Here is a 14,556-nt window from a genome sequence, read left to right as displayed (position 1 = left end):
TTCAGTCCGCCGTTTCCTGTTTGTCCCCGTAGCCGCGGAGGAAACGGGCGGTGATCACGATCTGCCAGACGAACATCACCAGGATCAGGAACCAGAGCACGTAGAGGGCGATCGAGTAGGCGATGTAGTTGCCGGGGTAGAGGGGTTGGGCGAGCCAGACCACGAAACTGAGGATGGAGAACCGAAAGAACCACTCCATGGGGTAGAGGAGATTCCTGAGCTGGGGGAGGGTGACTTCCATGGGGTAGTCTTTGCGCCAGGGGTGTAATAACCGCTTTTATTCGGGGAAGGGGGCCTGCTTCCCCCCGACCTCCCGCAAATATGATCGGGGCAGGGATGGGAAAACAACTCCAGCACGCCCATTCAGGGGCAATCGCATGCAAGGGGTCAGGGGGTGCACCCCCCGGCGCGATGTCATCTCCACCCTGAGCGATGATCGCATCTTCGCGTCGAGAACGTGAGGGGTCCTGAAGATCGAGCAGACCCCTCCCGGGTGGTGAAGTAAAGAGAGTCCGGGTCCAGGGGCGGCAAAACTCATCCAGCCAACCCTCACCAGCACATCGAAGAGATCATGAAAAACAAAATGTTCTGGACAAAGTCAAAACGGAGAAAAGTGCGCCGACCGGGACTCGAACCCGGGTTTAGGCGTTGGCAACGCCTAGTGATAACCACTACACTATCGGCGCCCTGCATTTTACCGCAGCGCTCTACAATATTCGCACTTCTCGCATATAAACATTATCCAGACCCGGGGGGTCCAATATGGTCATCGATCCCCCGCACCTGCCCCCTGATGGCCTCGACCGGTGCGCCGGCGCTATTCGGACCGGCAGGAGAGGTCCATGCAAAGGGCGATCGCCGGGACGAAAAAGAGCGATAAAAGGCGCTCATTCAACAATAAAACCCACAAAATAAGATATTTGTTCGCCCGGGGGGCGGTCGCCGCCAGGGCACGCGGGCCGGCGCCGGCAGGGGGTGGGAGCGCGGGGGCCGCGCAGGATCAGTCGCTGACCGCGCCGGACCCCTCAGGCCGCGCCAAGAGGTCGTATTCAGGCGAAAACCGGCCGAGAACCCCCAGGCTGTAGTACCTGAGGAAGGTCGCGAACGGCACCTGCACCAGCAGGAGCACCGGCACGGCAACGACGATCCCGATGAGGAGGAGCAGGAGGTAGACCGGCACCGCCGCATTCCCCAGGGCGATCCCGGCGACCACGCCGACGGCCACGAGCGGCACAGCGATCACGGCCGCGGCGATGAGGGCCAGGACCAGGGCGATGAGCCCGAGCACGATCCCGAGCAGGAACTTGAAGACGACGTACGCGGCGGCGTTCACCAGGTCGGGGCGGAGGAAGGCGAGGGCGTGCCGCCACCCGTCGATGACGCCGCAGTCCGAGCGGATCATCACCGGGACGACGAAGTCTATGGTGAGCATCAGGACGATACCGATGATCACCAGGATCAGCAGCGCCGCCGGGACAAGGATGATGAGGGCGAGGAGGTTGGGTGCGCCGACGCTCTGCACCGGGAGGAAGATGGTCAGCAGGACGACGATCATCGCCGCCACCATCAGGAGGGCGAAGAGGACCTGGAAGAGAAAGAGCCTCAGGCCCTTCCCGCTCCGCATCCCGAAGGTGCGCGAGAGGGAGACCTCACCCGTGGTCAGGCAGTCGACGAAGACGAACTGGAAGATCGACCCGATGATCCCGAAGAACAGGGCGAGGAGCAGGATGACCCCGATGAGGAGGAAGATAAAGCCCGCACCCGGTGCGAAGAGGTCCACCGGCATCCCCGATCCCGCGTGCCCCCCGCCGTCAGGGAACGAGAAGAAATTGAACCCGCCCCCAAACCCGCCGATGAAGAGGGAGATCACCGCAAGCCGCAGCCACACCCCGGCCCTGAACGGCCAGAGGAGTGATTTTGTGTGAGATACCGCACCGTCGATGGCGGTGAAGGCATGAATCGCAGAGCTCATGCCCATGCATGGGAAGAGGAGAGATATATAGCCGGGGGCGGCGGGCGGGTGCTACAAACACCCCACAGAAGTGATACAGAATCTTAAAGTACGCCCGCCGCCCACAGATCAGTGATGATACCGCTGATGATCGACCTTGCGGCCAGGCACGTCGTCATATTCGGCGGCGGTGCCGTGGGGGCGCGTAAAGCGGCCTTCTTCTCCGGGGAGGCGCGGGTCACCGTCATCAGCAGGTCATTTCTGCCGGCGCTCTTGAGGCCGGGCATCGAGCGCATCGAAGCGGAGTGCGCGGGCATGGACGAGGCCGGGCTCAACCATTTGATCAGGGACGCCTTCCTCGTCGTCGCCGCAACCTCAGACCCCGGCTTAAACGACCGGATCGGCCGTGCGGCAAGGTCTGCAGGCGCCCTCTTCAACAACGCCGACGGGGAGGCGGGCGACGTCCTCATCCCCTCGGTGATCCGGGGGGAGCGGTATCTCGTCGCCCTCAGCACCGGCGGGGCGAGCCCTGCAGTCCCCCGCTTCCTGCGCGAGCACCTGGAAGAGAGATTCCCCCACCTCGATACGATGATCGGCGTCCAGGCGCGCCTCAGGGAAGACTTAAAGGAGTGCATCGGGTCGCAGGAAGAACGGCAGCGGATCCTGCGGGCCGTCCTCCGCGACCCCGAGGCATGGGCCTGGCTCTCCTCGGGCGAAGAAGGGGCATACCAGAGAATATGGGAGCGGTATATCAGTGGAAAAGATACTCCGTACTGACCTGGCGATGGCCGGCCTCAACCACCATACGGCAGGGCTTTCAGACCTTGAAACGTTCAGGTTTCCCGACGAACAGATATTTCTGCTGGCGGCGCGGGAGCGCTTCAGGGGAGTGCTCCTCCTCCAGACCTGCAACCGGATCGAGGTGCTCGTCCAGGGGAGCGCCGCCTCGCTCACCGACTTTCTCCATGAGCAGGGGCGGGAGCGATTCGAGATCAGGGAAGGCGTCGACGTCCTCCGCCACCTGCTGCAGGTCGCCGCGGGCATCGACTCGATGATCGTCGGCGAAGACCAGATCCTGGGCCAGTTGAAGCGCGCCTGGGCCGCCTCGCAGGAGGCCGGCGCCTGCAGCCAGGTCATCGACCTCTGCATGAAAAAGGCGGTGCATGTGGGAATCGAGGTGAGACAGCAGACAAAGATCAACCGCGGCTCGGTCTCCATCGGTTCGGCCGCCGTGGCCCTCGCCGAAAACCTCCTCACCACCCTCAAAGGGCGGCACATTCTCGTCATCGGCAGCGGCGAGATGGGAATGCTCGTGGCGCAGGCGCTCGCCGCAAAGAACCTGACCGCCATCTATGTCGCAAACCGCACCTATGAACGGGCCGTCATGCTCGCCGGGAAGATCGGTGGCAAAGCGGTCCACTTCAACGAGCTTCGACGCTACTTCACCCTCTCCGACGTCGTGATCACCTGCACCTCGGCCCCGCACCCGGTGATCACAAAGGAGATCCTCATTGACGTGATGAAAGGGCGGTGCTGGCCCCTCGACGGCCATCCAAGACCCCTCGTCCTCATCGACATCGCCCAGCCGCGCGACGTCGAGGAGGGAGCGGGCGAGGTCGACGGGGTGAACCTCTTCACCATCGATAACCTCAGGGACGTCAACGAGCACAATATGGAGGCCCGGCGGGAAGAGGCGGCGCGGGCAGAGGCGTTCGTGGAGGCCGAGATCGACCGGTTCATCACCATGCTCAACGGGGCGTCGGCCGACGAGGTGCTCGGCGGCCTCTTCACCTGGGCCGAGGCGATCAGGCTCAGGGAACGCGACCGCGCCTGCGCGCGGCTGCAGGGGTGCAGCCCCGAGACCGCCGCCGTCATCGACGACCTGACAAGGGTGCTGACGAAAAAACTCCTCATCGATGCGACCTACTCGATCAGGGCCTGCGCCCAGAACGGCCGGATCGAAGAGGCCGAACGTCTGGTAGATGCGATCACACGGGGTGACCAATCATGTTTCCGGAAAGAAGACTGAGACGACTGAGAAAACGAACCTTCCAGCCCCTCTTCAAAGAAACGAGGCTGGCAGTGAGCGACCTTGTGATGCCGCTCTTTTTCGACGAGACGATCGAAGAGGCAGTGCCCATCGGCTCGATGCCCGGGCAGTACCGCTATCCCCTCGGGGATGCGGGCGCCGTCGCAGAGCGGCTGCAGCGTACCGGTCTTTCGGCGGTGCTGATCTTCGGCATCCCGCGGGAGAAAGACGCCGTGGCCACATCGGCCTACGACGGGGACGGCGTGGTCCAGCGGGCCATCGCCGGCATGAAAGCGGCCTGCCCGGACCTCGTCGTGATCACCGACGTCTGCGCCTGCGAGTATACCGACCACGGCCACTGCGGGATCGTCGGGGAGACCTGCAACGGCGGGAGGGACCTGCTCAACGACCCCTCGCTCGCCCTGATGCAGAAGATCGCCGTCTCGCATGCCAGGGCCGGGGCCGACATCGTTGCCCCCTCCTGCATGCTCGACGGCATGGTGCGGGCGATCAGGACCGCCCTCGACGGTTCAGGGTTTGCAGAGGTCCCGATCATGTCCTACTCCACGAAGTTCGCGAGCGCCTACTACGGCCCCTTCAGGGAGGCGGCAGACTCGGGCTTCTCCTTCGGCGACCGGACCACCTACCAGATGGACCCGGCCAATGCACGCGAGGCCCTGCTGGAGTCAGAGGAGGACGCCGCAGAGGGTGCGGACATCCTGATGGTGAAACCCGCCGGGCTCTACCTCGACGTCCTGGCAGAGATACGGGAGATCGGCCTCCCGGTCGCCGCCTACCAGGTCTCAGGCGAGTACGCCCAGCTGAAGGCCGCTTCGGCCCTCGGCTGGCTCGATGAGCGGAAGTGCGCCCTCGAAGCCCTCACCTGCATCAAGCGGGCCGGGGCCGACCTGATCATCACCTACTATGCCGAAGACGCTGCGAGGTGGCTGCATGAAGAGCAGTGAGCTCTTCGATCGGGCAAAAGCCTTGATGCCGGGCGGCGTCTCCAGCCCGGTGCGGGCGATCCAGCCCTACCCCTTCTACGTCGCCGGGGCTGCGGGTGCGTACCTGAAGACCGTCGACGGGGAGCGCCTCATCGACTGCTGCCTGGGCTACGGCCCCCTGATCCTGGGCCACGCCCCTGAAGCGGTCAGGGTAGCGATCGAGTCCCAGCTGGCCGACGGCTGGCTCTACGGCACCCCCTGTCCCGGCGAGGTCGCCCTCGGGGAGCGGATCGCGGCCGATCACCCCTCGATCGATATGGTCAGGTTCGTATCCAGCGGTTCAGAGGCGACGATGGCGGCGATCAGGCTTGCCCGCGCCGCCACCGGGCGGCAGGACATCGTCAAGATCGAGGGCGGGTTCCACGGTGCCCACGACGCCGTGCTCGTGAAGGCCGGGTCGGGCGCCACCACGATGGGCGTCCCGGACTCGGCCGGCGTCGTCGCCGACCTGGTGGCGCACACGCGGCAGGTGGCCTACAACGATCTCGAAGGGCTCGACGCCCTGCTCTCCTCCTCAGAAGATATCGCCGCCCTGATCATCGAACCGGTGATGGGCAACGTCGGCCCGATCCTCCCGGAGCCCGGCTACCTCCAGGAGGTGCGGGCCCTCACGCTCGACTACGACGTCCTGCTCATCTTCGACGAGGTGATCACCGGCTACCGCCTGGGCATCGGCGGGGCGCAGGTGCGCTACGGCGTCACCCCCGACCTGACCACTCTGGGCAAGATCATCGGCGGCGGCCTCCCCATCGGGGCCTTCGGCGGACGGCGCGACCTGATGGCAATGGTCGCCCCGCAGGGCCCGGTCTATCAGGCCGGCACCTTCAGCGGAAACCCCCTCACGATGGCGGCAGGCAATGCCGCCCTCGGCTGGCTCCACGAGAACCCGGGGATCTATAGCAGGCTCGAAAAGGGGACGCGCAGGATCGGCGAGACCTGCGCCGGGGCCGGCGGCTCGTTTGTCTCCCTCGGCTCCATGTTCAAGTACTTCTTCAGGCCGGCAGCCCCGAAGAACTACGCCGAGGCCAAAGAGAGCGACACCGCGGCGTTCAGAGTATTCTGGGAGAAGATGCTCAAGAGGGGCATCTTCGTCCCGCCCTCACAGTTCGAAACGAACTTCCTCTCGGCCGCGCACACAGATGAGATCATCGAACACATCGCAGACGCATACAGCACATGTCTCTCAGAATAGGAACACGAGGAAGTCAGCTCGCCCTCGTCCAGACCGAACGGGTCTGCAAGGCGCTGACGAAGATGGGCATCGAGGTTGAAACCGCCGTCATCAGGACGAAAGGGGACACGGCGACAGGCGTCCCCCTCCACCAGATCGGCGGGCAGGGCGTATTTGTCCGGGCCCTCGACGAGGCGATCATCGAGGGGACGATCGACGCCGCCGTCCACAGCATGAAGGACATCCCGGCCAAACGCCCGCGGGGCGTCGCCACCGGGGCAGTCCTCTCCCGCGACTCGCCCGCCGACTTCCTCGCCTATGAGGGGGAGATCGGCGACGTCGGCATTGTGGGCACCGCCTCGACGCGGCGGCGGGCGCAGATCCTCAGGCACGACCCTGAGATCACGGTGAAACAGCTCCGCGGCAACGTGGACACCAGGATCAAGAAGATGCGGGAAGGGGAGTACGACGCCATCGTCCTCGCCGAGGCCGGACTCGACCGCCTGGGCTACCACCTCCGGGGCCAGCGCCTCCCCCTCTCGCAGTTCGTCCCCTCGCCGAACCAGGGGGCGATCGCCGTGGTCTGCAGGAATACTCCAGAGATCACCGACGTCATCAGGAAACTCGATGACCCGCAGACCAGGATGGACGTCGGGATCGAGCGGATCATCATGGAAGAGGTGGGCGGCGGTTGTTTCACCCCGCAGGGAATCTACTGCAGGGACGGCCACGTCATCGCCGAGATCCTCTCCCTCGACGGGAGTGAGGACGTGCGGATCGAGGACGAGATCACGACGCCCGAAGAGGCGCGCGCCTGCGGGCAGCGCCTCCGCAACGATGCGATCGACCTGATCAAAGACGCCTACCGCCAGCTGGGGATCGCACCATGAGCGGAAAGGTCACCCTGGTCGGATCAGGGCCGGGTTCGATCGGTCTGCTTGCACCCAGGGGCAGAGAGGCGATCGAGGCGGCAGAAGTCGTGCTCTACGACCAGTTGCCAGGCGAGGAGATCATCGCCGTCCTCCCCCAACATGCCGAACTGATCGACTGCGGGAAGTACGGCGGCGACCATACCCTGGAGCAGGACGAGATCGAGGCGCTGATGATCGACCGTGCACGGGCAGGGAAGAACGTCGTCAGGCTGAAAGGTGGTGATTCCTTCCTCTTCGGGCGCGGCGGGGAGGAGATGGAGAGTCTGCGGGCCGCCGGGATCGAGGTCGCCGTGGTGCCGGGCATCACCTCGGCGATCGCCGTCCCCGAGGCGGTCGGCATCCCGGTGACCCACCGACGCTTCGCATCGCAGGTGACCGTCATCACCGGCCACGAGGACCCGACGAAGGGTGAGTCGGCCCTTGACTGGCGGCTGCTGGGGCAGAGCCGCGGCACGATCGTCGTCCTGATGGGAGTAAAAAACCTCCCGCAGATCGCCGCCGCCCTCGTGGAAAACGGCCGCAGCCCCAAAACCCCGGTCGCCATCATCGAGCGCGGGATGCGCCCTGACCAGCGCGTGACCGTCGGCACGCTCGGCGACATCGCCGGGATCGCCCGGGCGCAGAGCGTCAGACCGCCCGCCGTCATCGTCATCGGCGACGTCGTCAGCCTTTACGACGGGACGACGCTCTTTCGCCCCTGAATATCCGTCCAGATATCGAGGGCAAGGCTCTCGGGCAGGTCGAGGTCGTCCATGGTAAGAACCGACCCGGCCGCCACCCTTCTTTTTACCCCGGCGTCGTACAAAAGCCCGATCGGGACGTGGTCAGGGCAGTCGGCGATCGGCACACAGCTCCCCCGCACCACAAAACTCCCGATGCCGCGCTCGATCCGCTGACCGGGTTCGAGATCGATCTTTGCGATCGCCGCCACCGAGACCGTGGGGCGAGTGCCATTGTTGAGCAGAACCCCGCCGCCGGCGGCCACGCGCCTGACCGTCTTTGCGATCTCCAGGTTGCAGAGGTGGAAGTTCCGCACCAGCGTATAGACCGGACCCTCCCCCATCTTGTAATACCTGAGATACTCCCTGAACCGCTCGTCATGGCGGGCGGCGATGAAGACACCCGCAGGGGCGCCGGGCGAGAGGACGTAATCGCTCACCGGACGGCCGAGACTGGCCGCCCCCGCGGCAAGGAGTTCGGCCCCGGCCGTCAGGTCTGGCGTCGCCGGGCCGAGGAGCCCGGGCCTGAGGATCCCGGCGCCAAGCCCATTTGCCACCAGCGCCTGCTCGATCTGGACCTTGGTGCCGTCGGTGAACGCCGTCACTTTGTCCAGACTGATCCCCTGCTTCTTCGCCCAGAAGGCCATCTCGTCCGGGACCGGGTTATGGTTGAGGAACCCCTTGATGTTCCCGTAGACGAGGGGAAGAAAGCCCATCTGGACGGCCTCTTCCCGCAGTGCGGCAAGGCACCCGGGCTGATCGCCCTCGGCCTCGGTGAAAAGACCTTTTCCGGCAAAATACGATCCGGTGGTCACCTGCACCTCGGCGTCCATCGTGACGACCGGGATGGAGGCCGCCATCACCTCCTCGATCACGGCGGTCGCATGGATCACGTCGCCCGAGCACTCGACGACGATATCCGAACCCTCGATCAGGTCGGTGACATCGTTTGACGCCTTTATGCCGGTCGGCAGCCCGGAACCGCCGAGTCGGGGTCGACGCGTCAGCACCGGCCCCAATGCGAGGTCAGTCTGCCCCTCCAGCGCCATCATCAACCCTCGCGCAATAAACCCGGTCCCGACGATGCCGACCCGGACGCGGTCGCTCCTCTCTTCCCCCCGATACATTGCGGGGCTTTCTCAGGGGGATAATATATAAAGTTTTTCAATATCCGAAATGGGCGGCGGCGTCACCTGCAGGGCAGCGAGCATACAGACATCGCCAGAAACCTCAGGCAGGCCCGATCGGGTCAGGGAAATGGATACCCTTATATGCTGCGGCGTATCCCTGACCGATGGGCAGAACCACCTGCCCGGAGAAGAGCGATGATAGACGGCGTTCAAACGAAAAGCCTGCGGGTGATCCCTGACGAGCGGGGGCGGCTGATGGAGATCCTTCGCTGCGACGATCAGTTATTCAAGAAATTCGGGCAGGTCTACATGACCACCAATTACCCCGGCGTTGTAAAGGCCTGGCACTACCACAGGCTCCAGACCGATAACGTCTGCTGCCTCTCCGGGATGATCAAGGTCGCCCTGTACGACGCACGGGAGCATTCCCCCACCCACGGCGAGGTGAACGAGTTCTTTATCGGCGAGCACAACCCCATGCTCGTCACCATCCCGCCGGGAGTCTACCACGGCTGGAAATGCATCTCGGAAAAAGAGTCGATCGTGGTCTCTGTCCCGACCGAGGCCTACAACTACGAGCGGCCAGACGAATACCGCCTCCCGCCCGACACCCCGGAGATCCCGTACGACTGGGTGCTCAGACAGGGACTGCGCCACGGATAGCGAGGATTCTTATACTCTCCTGTTCCCCTTTTTCTGGATAGTATGAGAAGCGATCTCGTCAAGAAAGGATATGCCAGGGCGCCGAACAGGTCGCTCCTGCGCTCTCTCGGGGTCACCGACGGCGAAATGGACCGGCCGTTTATCGGCATCGCAAACGCCTACAACACCATCGTCCCCGGCCACCTTAACCTTCGCTCCCTCACCGAACGGGTAAAGGAAGGTGTTGCGGCAGGGGGAGGCGTTCCCTTCGAGTTCGGCGTCATCGGGATCTGCGACGGGATCGCCATGGGCCATACCGGGATGCGCTACTCCCTGCCGTCGCGGGAGAACATCGCCGACGCCATCGAACTGATGGTCCACGCCCACCGCTTCGACGGACTCGTCTGCGTCGGTACCTGCGACAAGATCGTGCCCGGCATGCTGATGGCGGCGGCGCGGTGCAACATCCCGGCGATCGTCGTCACCGGCGGGCCGATGCTTCCCGGTAGCCTCGGCGGAAAAGACCTCTCCCTGACCGACGTCTTCGAGGGCGTCGGGAAGGTTGCGGCCGGAACGATGAGCGAGGCAGAGCTCCACGACCTCGAATGCGCCGCCATGCCGGGCTGCGGGAGCTGCCAGGGGCTGTACACGGCGAACACGATGGCCTGCATGACCGAGGCGATGGGCATGTCCCTGCCCGGGTGTGCGGCGATGCCGGCGGTCGACGCCGGCAAACTCAGGATCGCCTACGAGAGCGGCGAGGCGGTGCTCAGGCTCGTCCGGGAGGGCAGAACAGTCCGGGAGATCATCACCCACGCCGCCCTGAAGAATGCGGTCAGGGTGGACATGGCGCTCGGCGGTTCGACCAACACCGTCCTCCACCTGATGGCGATCGCCACCGAGGCCGGCGTGCCCCTGGTGCTGGACGACTTCAACACGATCGGCGAGGTCGTCCCGCATATCAGCCACATGCAGCCCGGCGGTCCCCATCCGATGGTCGCCCTCCACCGGGCCGGCGGGATCCCTGCCGTGCTCCACGAACTCATCGACCTGATCGAAGACGCTCCCACCGTCTCGGGCAGGAGCATCAGGGAGATCGCCGCGGCAGCGCGGGTGCTCGACCCCGCCGTGATCAGGCCGGTCTCCGACCCGGTACACGCCGCCGGCGGGCTGAAGATCCTCAAAGGCAGCCTTGCACCTCTGGGATCGGTGATCAAGTGTTCGGCCGTCGACGAGGCGATGTGGCGGCACACCGGCCCTGCCCGGGTATTCGACGGAGAGGACGAGGCGATGAAGGCGATCCTGGAGAAGGAGATCAACGAGGGCGACGTCGTCGTGATCCGGTACGAGGGGCCGAAAGGGGGGCCGGGTATGCCAGAGATGCTCTCCCCGACCTCGGCCCTCGTCGGCCTCGGCTACCACCGGGTGGTGCTCGTCACCGACGGTCGGTTCTCCGGCGGGACGCGCGGGCCGTGCATCGGGCATGTGGCCCCGGAGGCGGCGGCCGGCGGCCCGATCGGGCTTGTCCAGGACGGCGACCTGATCGCCGTCGACCTCTTCGAAAAAAGGATCGACCTGATCGTCGATGGGAAGGTCCTGGCAGAACGCAGGGCGGCGTGGACACCAGAAGAGCGCGAGATCACCGGGATCCTCAAACGCTATGCGGCAACCGTCGGCGGTGCCGACATCGGCGCGGTCCAGCGCTGAGTCGAACATTTTTTCGGAGGATTAAAATCCTCTTCAATCCATTTCTCTCCTGTGGTCTGCCCGCAGCGGGTGGATCAGAGAGGATCTGATATGATTGACCATATTCTTGAAGGCAACAAAGAGTTTATCAAGGGCGATTTCACCGAAAACCGTGACTATTACCGCGCACTCGCATCGGGCCAGAGCCCCACCGTGCTCTGGATCGGATGCTCAGATTCAAGGGTCGCCCCCGAGCGGATAAGCGGGGCAAAGTCCGGCGAGATCTTCGTCCACCGCAACATCGGCAACATCGTACGGTAGTGTTTCAGATCTTCTGTAATTCGTCTGAGCCCTGTCTCCTTGTTTGATCATTCCCCCTCCATCGTCAAATATCTTCTGCCGGTCACCCACTCCTCATTGATGTCCATCAGGATGGATCCTGCCAGCCTGAGGAGTGACTCTTCATTGGGAAAGGCCCCTACAACTTTGGTTCTCCGTTTCAGTTCCTTGTTGACTCTTTCCATCATGTTCGTCGTTCGGATCCGCTTTGCGTGCTCTTTCGGGAACGCCGTGTAACTCATAAGTCCCGGGATGAATCTCTCGATCGTATTGGCCGCTTTCCGATATCCTCGTTCGTTCAGATCGTCTGCAAGCTCCTGCAGTCTCTCCTCGTCCCCATATGCCTCCTTCAAGGACTCAGCAACTTCTTTCTGATGTTTCCGTGGAATATTCTTTAAAACCGCCCGGGTGCAATGGACCGAGCACATCTGCCACGATGCGCCGAGGAAGGTGGCTTCCGCCGCCTTCTGGATCCCGGCATGACCATCTGAGACAACCATCTTGACACCCACCAATCCTCGTTCTTTGAGGTCTTCGAACAATCCCGACCAGAACATCTCATTCTCGCAATCAGTGATTCTGGCTCCCAGGATTTCGCGGTAGCCATCCATTCGAACACCGGCGATCACCAGAAGAGCTTTGGTGATGTACCGTGGTCCCTCTCTGACTTTGTAGTACGAAGCATCCACAAAGAGATAGGGAATCTCCTGTTCAATAGGCCTCTGAAGGAATGCATGGACCTGTTCATCGAGGTCCTTTGCTATCCTGGATACTGAAGCAGGAGAGAGTTGTTCGATGCCAAAATGAGCAACAATCTCCTGGATCCGGCGGGTTGAGACTCCCTGAAGGTAGGATTCAAAGATAGCATTCTCAAGAGCCTTCTCAACCCGGGAATAGCGTCCAAATACCTGTGTTTCGAAGGGAAATTCTCGGAACTGCGGTTTCTGGAGGATCGTTTCTCCATATCGGGTTTTCAGAGATCGCTTCTTGTAGCCGTTTCGGTGAGCCTTCCGCGCATCGGTTCGTTCATACTGCTCGGCTCCCGCCTGGTGGAGGGCTTCGAGCAGCATCACCTGGTTGAGGAACCAGGTGATGAGGGTCTTCATGCCATTCTCATTATCGGAAAGATAATCTTCGATTAACGCTAAGGGATCCATGGCCCTGTTTCTCCTTTCTGCAAATCTAGGTTGGATTCAGGGCCAAATTATTTTTACAGAAGATTCGTTACACTGTCTCGTACGGGTCGGCGACTGGAACTTCGCCACGATCCTCGAGTACGCCATCAAGCACCTGAAGGTCTCAGACATTGTGATCTGCGGCCACTCGGACTGCGGCGCAATTAAGGCTCTTACAGCAGACAAAGAGTCGGATGAGGCCTATATCCCGCTCTGGCTCTCCAATGCCAGTCAGGCGCGCGCCGAGCTCGAGCGGGAAATGCCAAAGCCCGCCGATCCCGTGGCCCAGAAAGAGTGGCGGCGCAAACTCGAGGAGGAGAACGTGAAACTCCAGCTGAAGAACCTCAGGACCTACCCGATCGTCCGCGAAGCAGAACGGAGCGGCAAGGTCGAGGCGCACGGCATGTATTTCGACCTTGACACGGGCAAACTCGAAAAAGTTGCTTAATCGAGGACAGCCTCGATCTCTTTTTTTATCTGCGGAAGAGAGATCCGCCCGATCGGCGTGACCTTGCCGTTGACCAGGATGATCGGAAGGGGCGGGTGGTGCTTCTCGACGATCGCCCTGACATAATCGGGAACGCCGTCATCGAGCAGGGTGAGTTTTACCCCGACCTTCCCGCCGTACTCCAGAGCAAGCGCCTCTTCAAGGGCTTTTACCGCTTCGACCAGTTTTTCCGTCGGGCAGCACGCAACAAGCCCGCAGGTGCGGTCCTCATTGCAGGGGAAAGGACTGCACGACCCATAGGAAAACCCGATCACCTCGATCTCAACAGATTCTGCCATAGGAGAAAGGTTGGGGCCGGTAAAATATCAGGGTTTGTTATCTGGCAGGGCCATGGTGGCGAGCAGCGCACCCATCTGGTCCCGCAGATCCTTCTCCCGATCGGGATCGGCGCGGATATCGGCCATCTCGTCCACGTCAGGCACGAGGACGTTGCCGAGCTGGCGTATGCCGAGGCGGGTGAAAAAGGCGTGGACCACCCGGTGGACGCAGGTGAAGTCCTCGGCGCCGGCCGAACAGAGGAGACCCCACTGCACCGGGGTCTGACCCGAGAGCGCCCGGGCGGCGGCCAGGGAGAGGGAACGGTCGATGAGCGCTTTTAAGGCTGAGGGAACGGTGCCGGCGGCGACCGGGGTGCAGACGACGATCAGGCGCGCCGCCTCTATCGCCCCGATCACCCCGTCCATCTCGTCGTCAATCACGCACCGCCCCGTATTGAAGCAGCGGTAACAGGCGGTGCAGTGACTGATCGCACGCTCGGCCGGATACACAAATGTGGTGCCAAGACCCGCAGCGGCGCAGGCGTCCGCAGCCCACCCGGCAAGGGTGGCGGTGTTGCCGTGGCGGCGCGGGCTGCCCTGGATGATGAGCGCGCCGTCACGGGGTGCCGCGGGAGAAGGGCGCACGCGCGGTTCGGGCGGGTGGAGAAGAAAGGTGTCGGGCCGTTCGGGCAGGGCGTTTGCGAGCAGGGAAAAGGTCGTCAGGGCTACGCTCTCTGCACTTTGCGGGCTTCCCGGCGGGTATTCGTGGGTGTTGGTGTGATAGGTGTACAGCGCCTCTCCCCCCCTCCGAAACTCGACGGTGTATCGCCCCATTCCGGGACAGGCATCGCTGAGGTCTTCATAGAGCAGCACCAGCTCACCGGGCTGCCCCTCTACCGTGATCTCGGCCGAACGTACGGTCCAGGCGCCATGCATTCTCTTCCTCCGGCCGATTTAAGGCTGGCCAGAGATATAAGATTTTGTGAGCGGGCCTGACCGGAACGGTCACTACC

At 63.1% G+C, this 14,556-nt stretch carries 16 protein-coding genes and 1 tRNA gene; 10 read left to right on the top strand and 7 right to left on the bottom strand.

Going from position 1 to position 14,556, the window contains the following annotated elements; genetic code table 11:
* Window position 1: 1 nt before the first annotated feature.
* The 3 genes from HWN36_RS02170 to HWN36_RS02160 form a co-directional block, all read right to left on the bottom strand.
* Window positions 2-241 carry a hypothetical protein gene (locus HWN36_RS02170; RefSeq protein ID WP_176787828.1) on the bottom strand — a complete coding sequence of 80 codons (240 nt, stop codon included), beginning with the start codon at window positions 239-241 and terminating at the stop codon, window positions 2-4.
* A gap of 373 nt (window positions 242-614) precedes the next feature.
* Window positions 615-686: transfer RNA gene (locus HWN36_RS02165), tRNA-Gly, on the bottom strand.
* A gap of 314 nt (window positions 687-1,000) precedes the next feature.
* Window positions 1,001-1,972: a DUF7544 domain-containing protein gene (locus tag HWN36_RS02160; protein ID WP_176787826.1), complete on the bottom strand. Its 972-nt coding sequence runs from the start codon at window positions 1,970-1,972 to the stop codon at window positions 1,001-1,003.
* 114 nt (window positions 1,973-2,086) lie between these two features.
* Between HWN36_RS02160 and HWN36_RS02155 the strand changes: the two genes are divergently transcribed.
* Genes HWN36_RS02155 through cobA form a run of 6 tightly spaced genes read left to right on the top strand, consistent with a single transcriptional unit; the run spans window position 2,087 to window position 7,788 of the window.
* Window positions 2,087-2,728: a precorrin-2 dehydrogenase/sirohydrochlorin ferrochelatase family protein gene (locus tag HWN36_RS02155; RefSeq protein WP_176787824.1), complete on the top strand. Its 642-nt coding sequence runs from the start codon at window positions 2,087-2,089 to the stop codon at window positions 2,726-2,728.
* 7 nt (window positions 2,729-2,735) lie between these two features.
* Window positions 2,736-3,980: a glutamyl-tRNA reductase gene (hemA, locus tag HWN36_RS02150; RefSeq protein WP_176789552.1), complete on the top strand. Its 1,245-nt coding sequence runs from the start codon at window positions 2,736-2,738 to the stop codon at window positions 3,978-3,980.
* Window positions 3,959-4,945 (top strand): porphobilinogen synthase, encoded by a 987-nt coding sequence (hemB, locus tag HWN36_RS02145; protein ID WP_176787821.1) that lies wholly within the window; start codon window positions 3,959-3,961, stop codon window positions 4,943-4,945. The genes hemA and hemB overlap by 22 nt, the downstream gene beginning before the upstream one ends.
* A complete protein-coding gene (gene hemL, locus HWN36_RS02140; protein ID WP_176787820.1) occupies window positions 4,932-6,176 on the top strand; it encodes a glutamate-1-semialdehyde 2,1-aminomutase in 1,245 nt (414 codons plus the stop codon). Before hemB ends, hemL begins: the two co-directional genes overlap by 14 nt.
* On the top strand, window positions 6,161-7,045 hold the full coding sequence (gene hemC, locus HWN36_RS02135; RefSeq protein ID WP_176787818.1) for a hydroxymethylbilane synthase: 885 nt from the start codon (window positions 6,161-6,163) through the stop codon (window positions 7,043-7,045). Before hemL ends, hemC begins: the two co-directional genes overlap by 16 nt.
* A complete protein-coding gene (cobA, locus tag HWN36_RS02130) occupies window positions 7,042-7,788 on the top strand; it encodes a uroporphyrinogen-III C-methyltransferase (protein WP_176787816.1) in 747 nt (248 codons plus the stop codon). Before hemC ends, cobA begins: the two co-directional genes overlap by 4 nt.
* On the opposite strand, the gene HWN36_RS02125 is transcribed toward cobA, so the two are convergent.
* Window positions 7,758-8,933, bottom strand: a complete 1,176-nt coding sequence (locus HWN36_RS02125; protein WP_176787814.1) for an NAD(P)-dependent oxidoreductase — start codon at window positions 8,931-8,933, stop codon at window positions 7,758-7,760. The genes cobA and HWN36_RS02125 overlap by 31 nt on opposite strands.
* 198 nt (window positions 8,934-9,131) lie before the next feature.
* Here HWN36_RS02125 and HWN36_RS02120 point away from each other — a divergent pair, with 198 nt between their 5' ends.
* The 3 genes from HWN36_RS02120 (at window position 9,132) to HWN36_RS02110 (ending at window position 11,585) form a co-directional block, all read left to right on the top strand.
* Window positions 9,132-9,599, top strand: a complete 468-nt coding sequence (locus HWN36_RS02120; RefSeq protein ID WP_176787812.1) for a dTDP-4-dehydrorhamnose 3,5-epimerase family protein — start codon at window positions 9,132-9,134, stop codon at window positions 9,597-9,599.
* A 42-nt stretch (window positions 9,600-9,641) separates the two neighbouring features.
* The gene (ilvD, locus tag HWN36_RS02115) at window positions 9,642-11,285 is read left to right on the top strand and encodes a dihydroxy-acid dehydratase (RefSeq protein WP_176787810.1); all 1,644 of its coding nucleotides are present in this window, start codon (window positions 9,642-9,644) and stop codon (window positions 11,283-11,285) included.
* 90 nt (window positions 11,286-11,375) lie between these two features.
* Complete coding sequence (locus tag HWN36_RS02110; protein WP_176787808.1) at window positions 11,376-11,585, top strand: carbonic anhydrase; 210 nt, start codon at window positions 11,376-11,378, stop codon at window positions 11,583-11,585.
* A 47-nt stretch (window positions 11,586-11,632) separates the two neighbouring features.
* Here the strand turns inward: HWN36_RS02110 and HWN36_RS02105 are convergent, their stop codons facing one another.
* Complete coding sequence (locus HWN36_RS02105; protein ID WP_176787296.1) at window positions 11,633-12,760, bottom strand: IS256 family transposase; 1,128 nt, start codon at window positions 12,758-12,760, stop codon at window positions 11,633-11,635.
* On the opposite strand from HWN36_RS02105, the gene HWN36_RS02100 reads away from it, so the two are divergent.
* A complete protein-coding gene (locus HWN36_RS02100; RefSeq protein WP_246269822.1) occupies window positions 12,759-13,226 on the top strand; it encodes a carbonic anhydrase in 468 nt (155 codons plus the stop codon). The genes HWN36_RS02105 and HWN36_RS02100 overlap by 2 nt on opposite strands.
* On the opposite strand, the gene HWN36_RS02095 is transcribed toward HWN36_RS02100, so the two are convergent.
* Together HWN36_RS02095 and HWN36_RS02090 are read right to left on the bottom strand one after the other, a co-directional pair.
* Complete coding sequence (locus tag HWN36_RS02095) at window positions 13,223-13,564, bottom strand: hypothetical protein (RefSeq protein ID WP_176787806.1); 342 nt, start codon at window positions 13,562-13,564, stop codon at window positions 13,223-13,225. The genes HWN36_RS02100 and HWN36_RS02095 overlap by 4 nt on opposite strands.
* Before the next feature lie 27 nt (window positions 13,565-13,591).
* Window positions 13,592-14,479, bottom strand: a complete 888-nt coding sequence (locus HWN36_RS02090) for a flavodoxin family protein (RefSeq protein WP_176787804.1) — start codon at window positions 14,477-14,479, stop codon at window positions 13,592-13,594.
* Window positions 14,480-14,556: the final 77 nt, after the last annotated feature.

Origin of the sequence: Methanofollis tationis, from assembly GCF_013377755.1 — an archaeon.
GTDB lineage: Archaea > Halobacteriota > Methanomicrobia > Methanomicrobiales > Methanofollaceae > Methanofollis > Methanofollis tationis.
The sequence above is the reverse complement of the archived record's forward strand: the minus strand, read 5'-3'. Positions and strand labels throughout refer to the sequence as shown.

What these genes read in the sequence shown, in the direction of transcription:
- HWN36_RS02110 (WP_176787808.1), top strand. Translation starts at nt 11,376, where the DNA reads ATGATTGACCATATTCTTGAAGGCAACAAAGAGTTTATCAAGGGCGAT.
- hemA (WP_176789552.1), top strand. Translation starts at nt 2,736, where the DNA reads ATGGCCGGCCTCAACCACCATACGGCAGGGCTTTCAGACCTTGAAACG.
- HWN36_RS02105 (WP_176787296.1), bottom strand. Translation starts at nt 12,760, where the DNA reads ATGGATCCCTTAGCGTTAATCGAAGATTATCTTTCCGATAATGAGAAT.
- HWN36_RS02090 (WP_176787804.1), bottom strand. Translation starts at nt 14,479, where the DNA reads ATGCATGGCGCCTGGACCGTACGTTCGGCCGAGATCACGGTAGAGGGG.
- ilvD (WP_176787810.1), top strand. Translation starts at nt 9,642, where the DNA reads ATGAGAAGCGATCTCGTCAAGAAAGGATATGCCAGGGCGCCGAACAGG.
- HWN36_RS02125 (WP_176787814.1), bottom strand. Translation starts at nt 8,933, where the DNA reads ATGTATCGGGGGGAAGAGAGGAGCGACCGCGTCCGGGTCGGCATCGTC.
- HWN36_RS02170 (WP_176787828.1), bottom strand. Translation starts at nt 241, where the DNA reads ATGGAAGTCACCCTCCCCCAGCTCAGGAATCTCCTCTACCCCATGGAG.
- HWN36_RS02100 (WP_246269822.1), top strand. Translation starts at nt 12,759, where the DNA reads ATGGCCCTGTTTCTCCTTTCTGCAAATCTAGGTTGGATTCAGGGCCAA.
- HWN36_RS02155 (WP_176787824.1), top strand. Translation starts at nt 2,087, where the DNA reads ATGATACCGCTGATGATCGACCTTGCGGCCAGGCACGTCGTCATATTC.
- hemC (WP_176787818.1), top strand. Translation starts at nt 6,161, where the DNA reads ATGTCTCTCAGAATAGGAACACGAGGAAGTCAGCTCGCCCTCGTCCAG.
- hemB (WP_176787821.1), top strand. Translation starts at nt 3,959, where the DNA reads ATGTTTCCGGAAAGAAGACTGAGACGACTGAGAAAACGAACCTTCCAG.
- HWN36_RS02160 (WP_176787826.1), bottom strand. Translation starts at nt 1,972, where the DNA reads ATGAGCTCTGCGATTCATGCCTTCACCGCCATCGACGGTGCGGTATCT.
- HWN36_RS02095 (WP_176787806.1), bottom strand. Translation starts at nt 13,564, where the DNA reads ATGGCAGAATCTGTTGAGATCGAGGTGATCGGGTTTTCCTATGGGTCG.
- HWN36_RS02120 (WP_176787812.1), top strand. Translation starts at nt 9,132, where the DNA reads ATGATAGACGGCGTTCAAACGAAAAGCCTGCGGGTGATCCCTGACGAG.
- cobA (WP_176787816.1), top strand. Translation starts at nt 7,042, where the DNA reads ATGAGCGGAAAGGTCACCCTGGTCGGATCAGGGCCGGGTTCGATCGGT.
- hemL (WP_176787820.1), top strand. Translation starts at nt 4,932, where the DNA reads ATGAAGAGCAGTGAGCTCTTCGATCGGGCAAAAGCCTTGATGCCGGGC.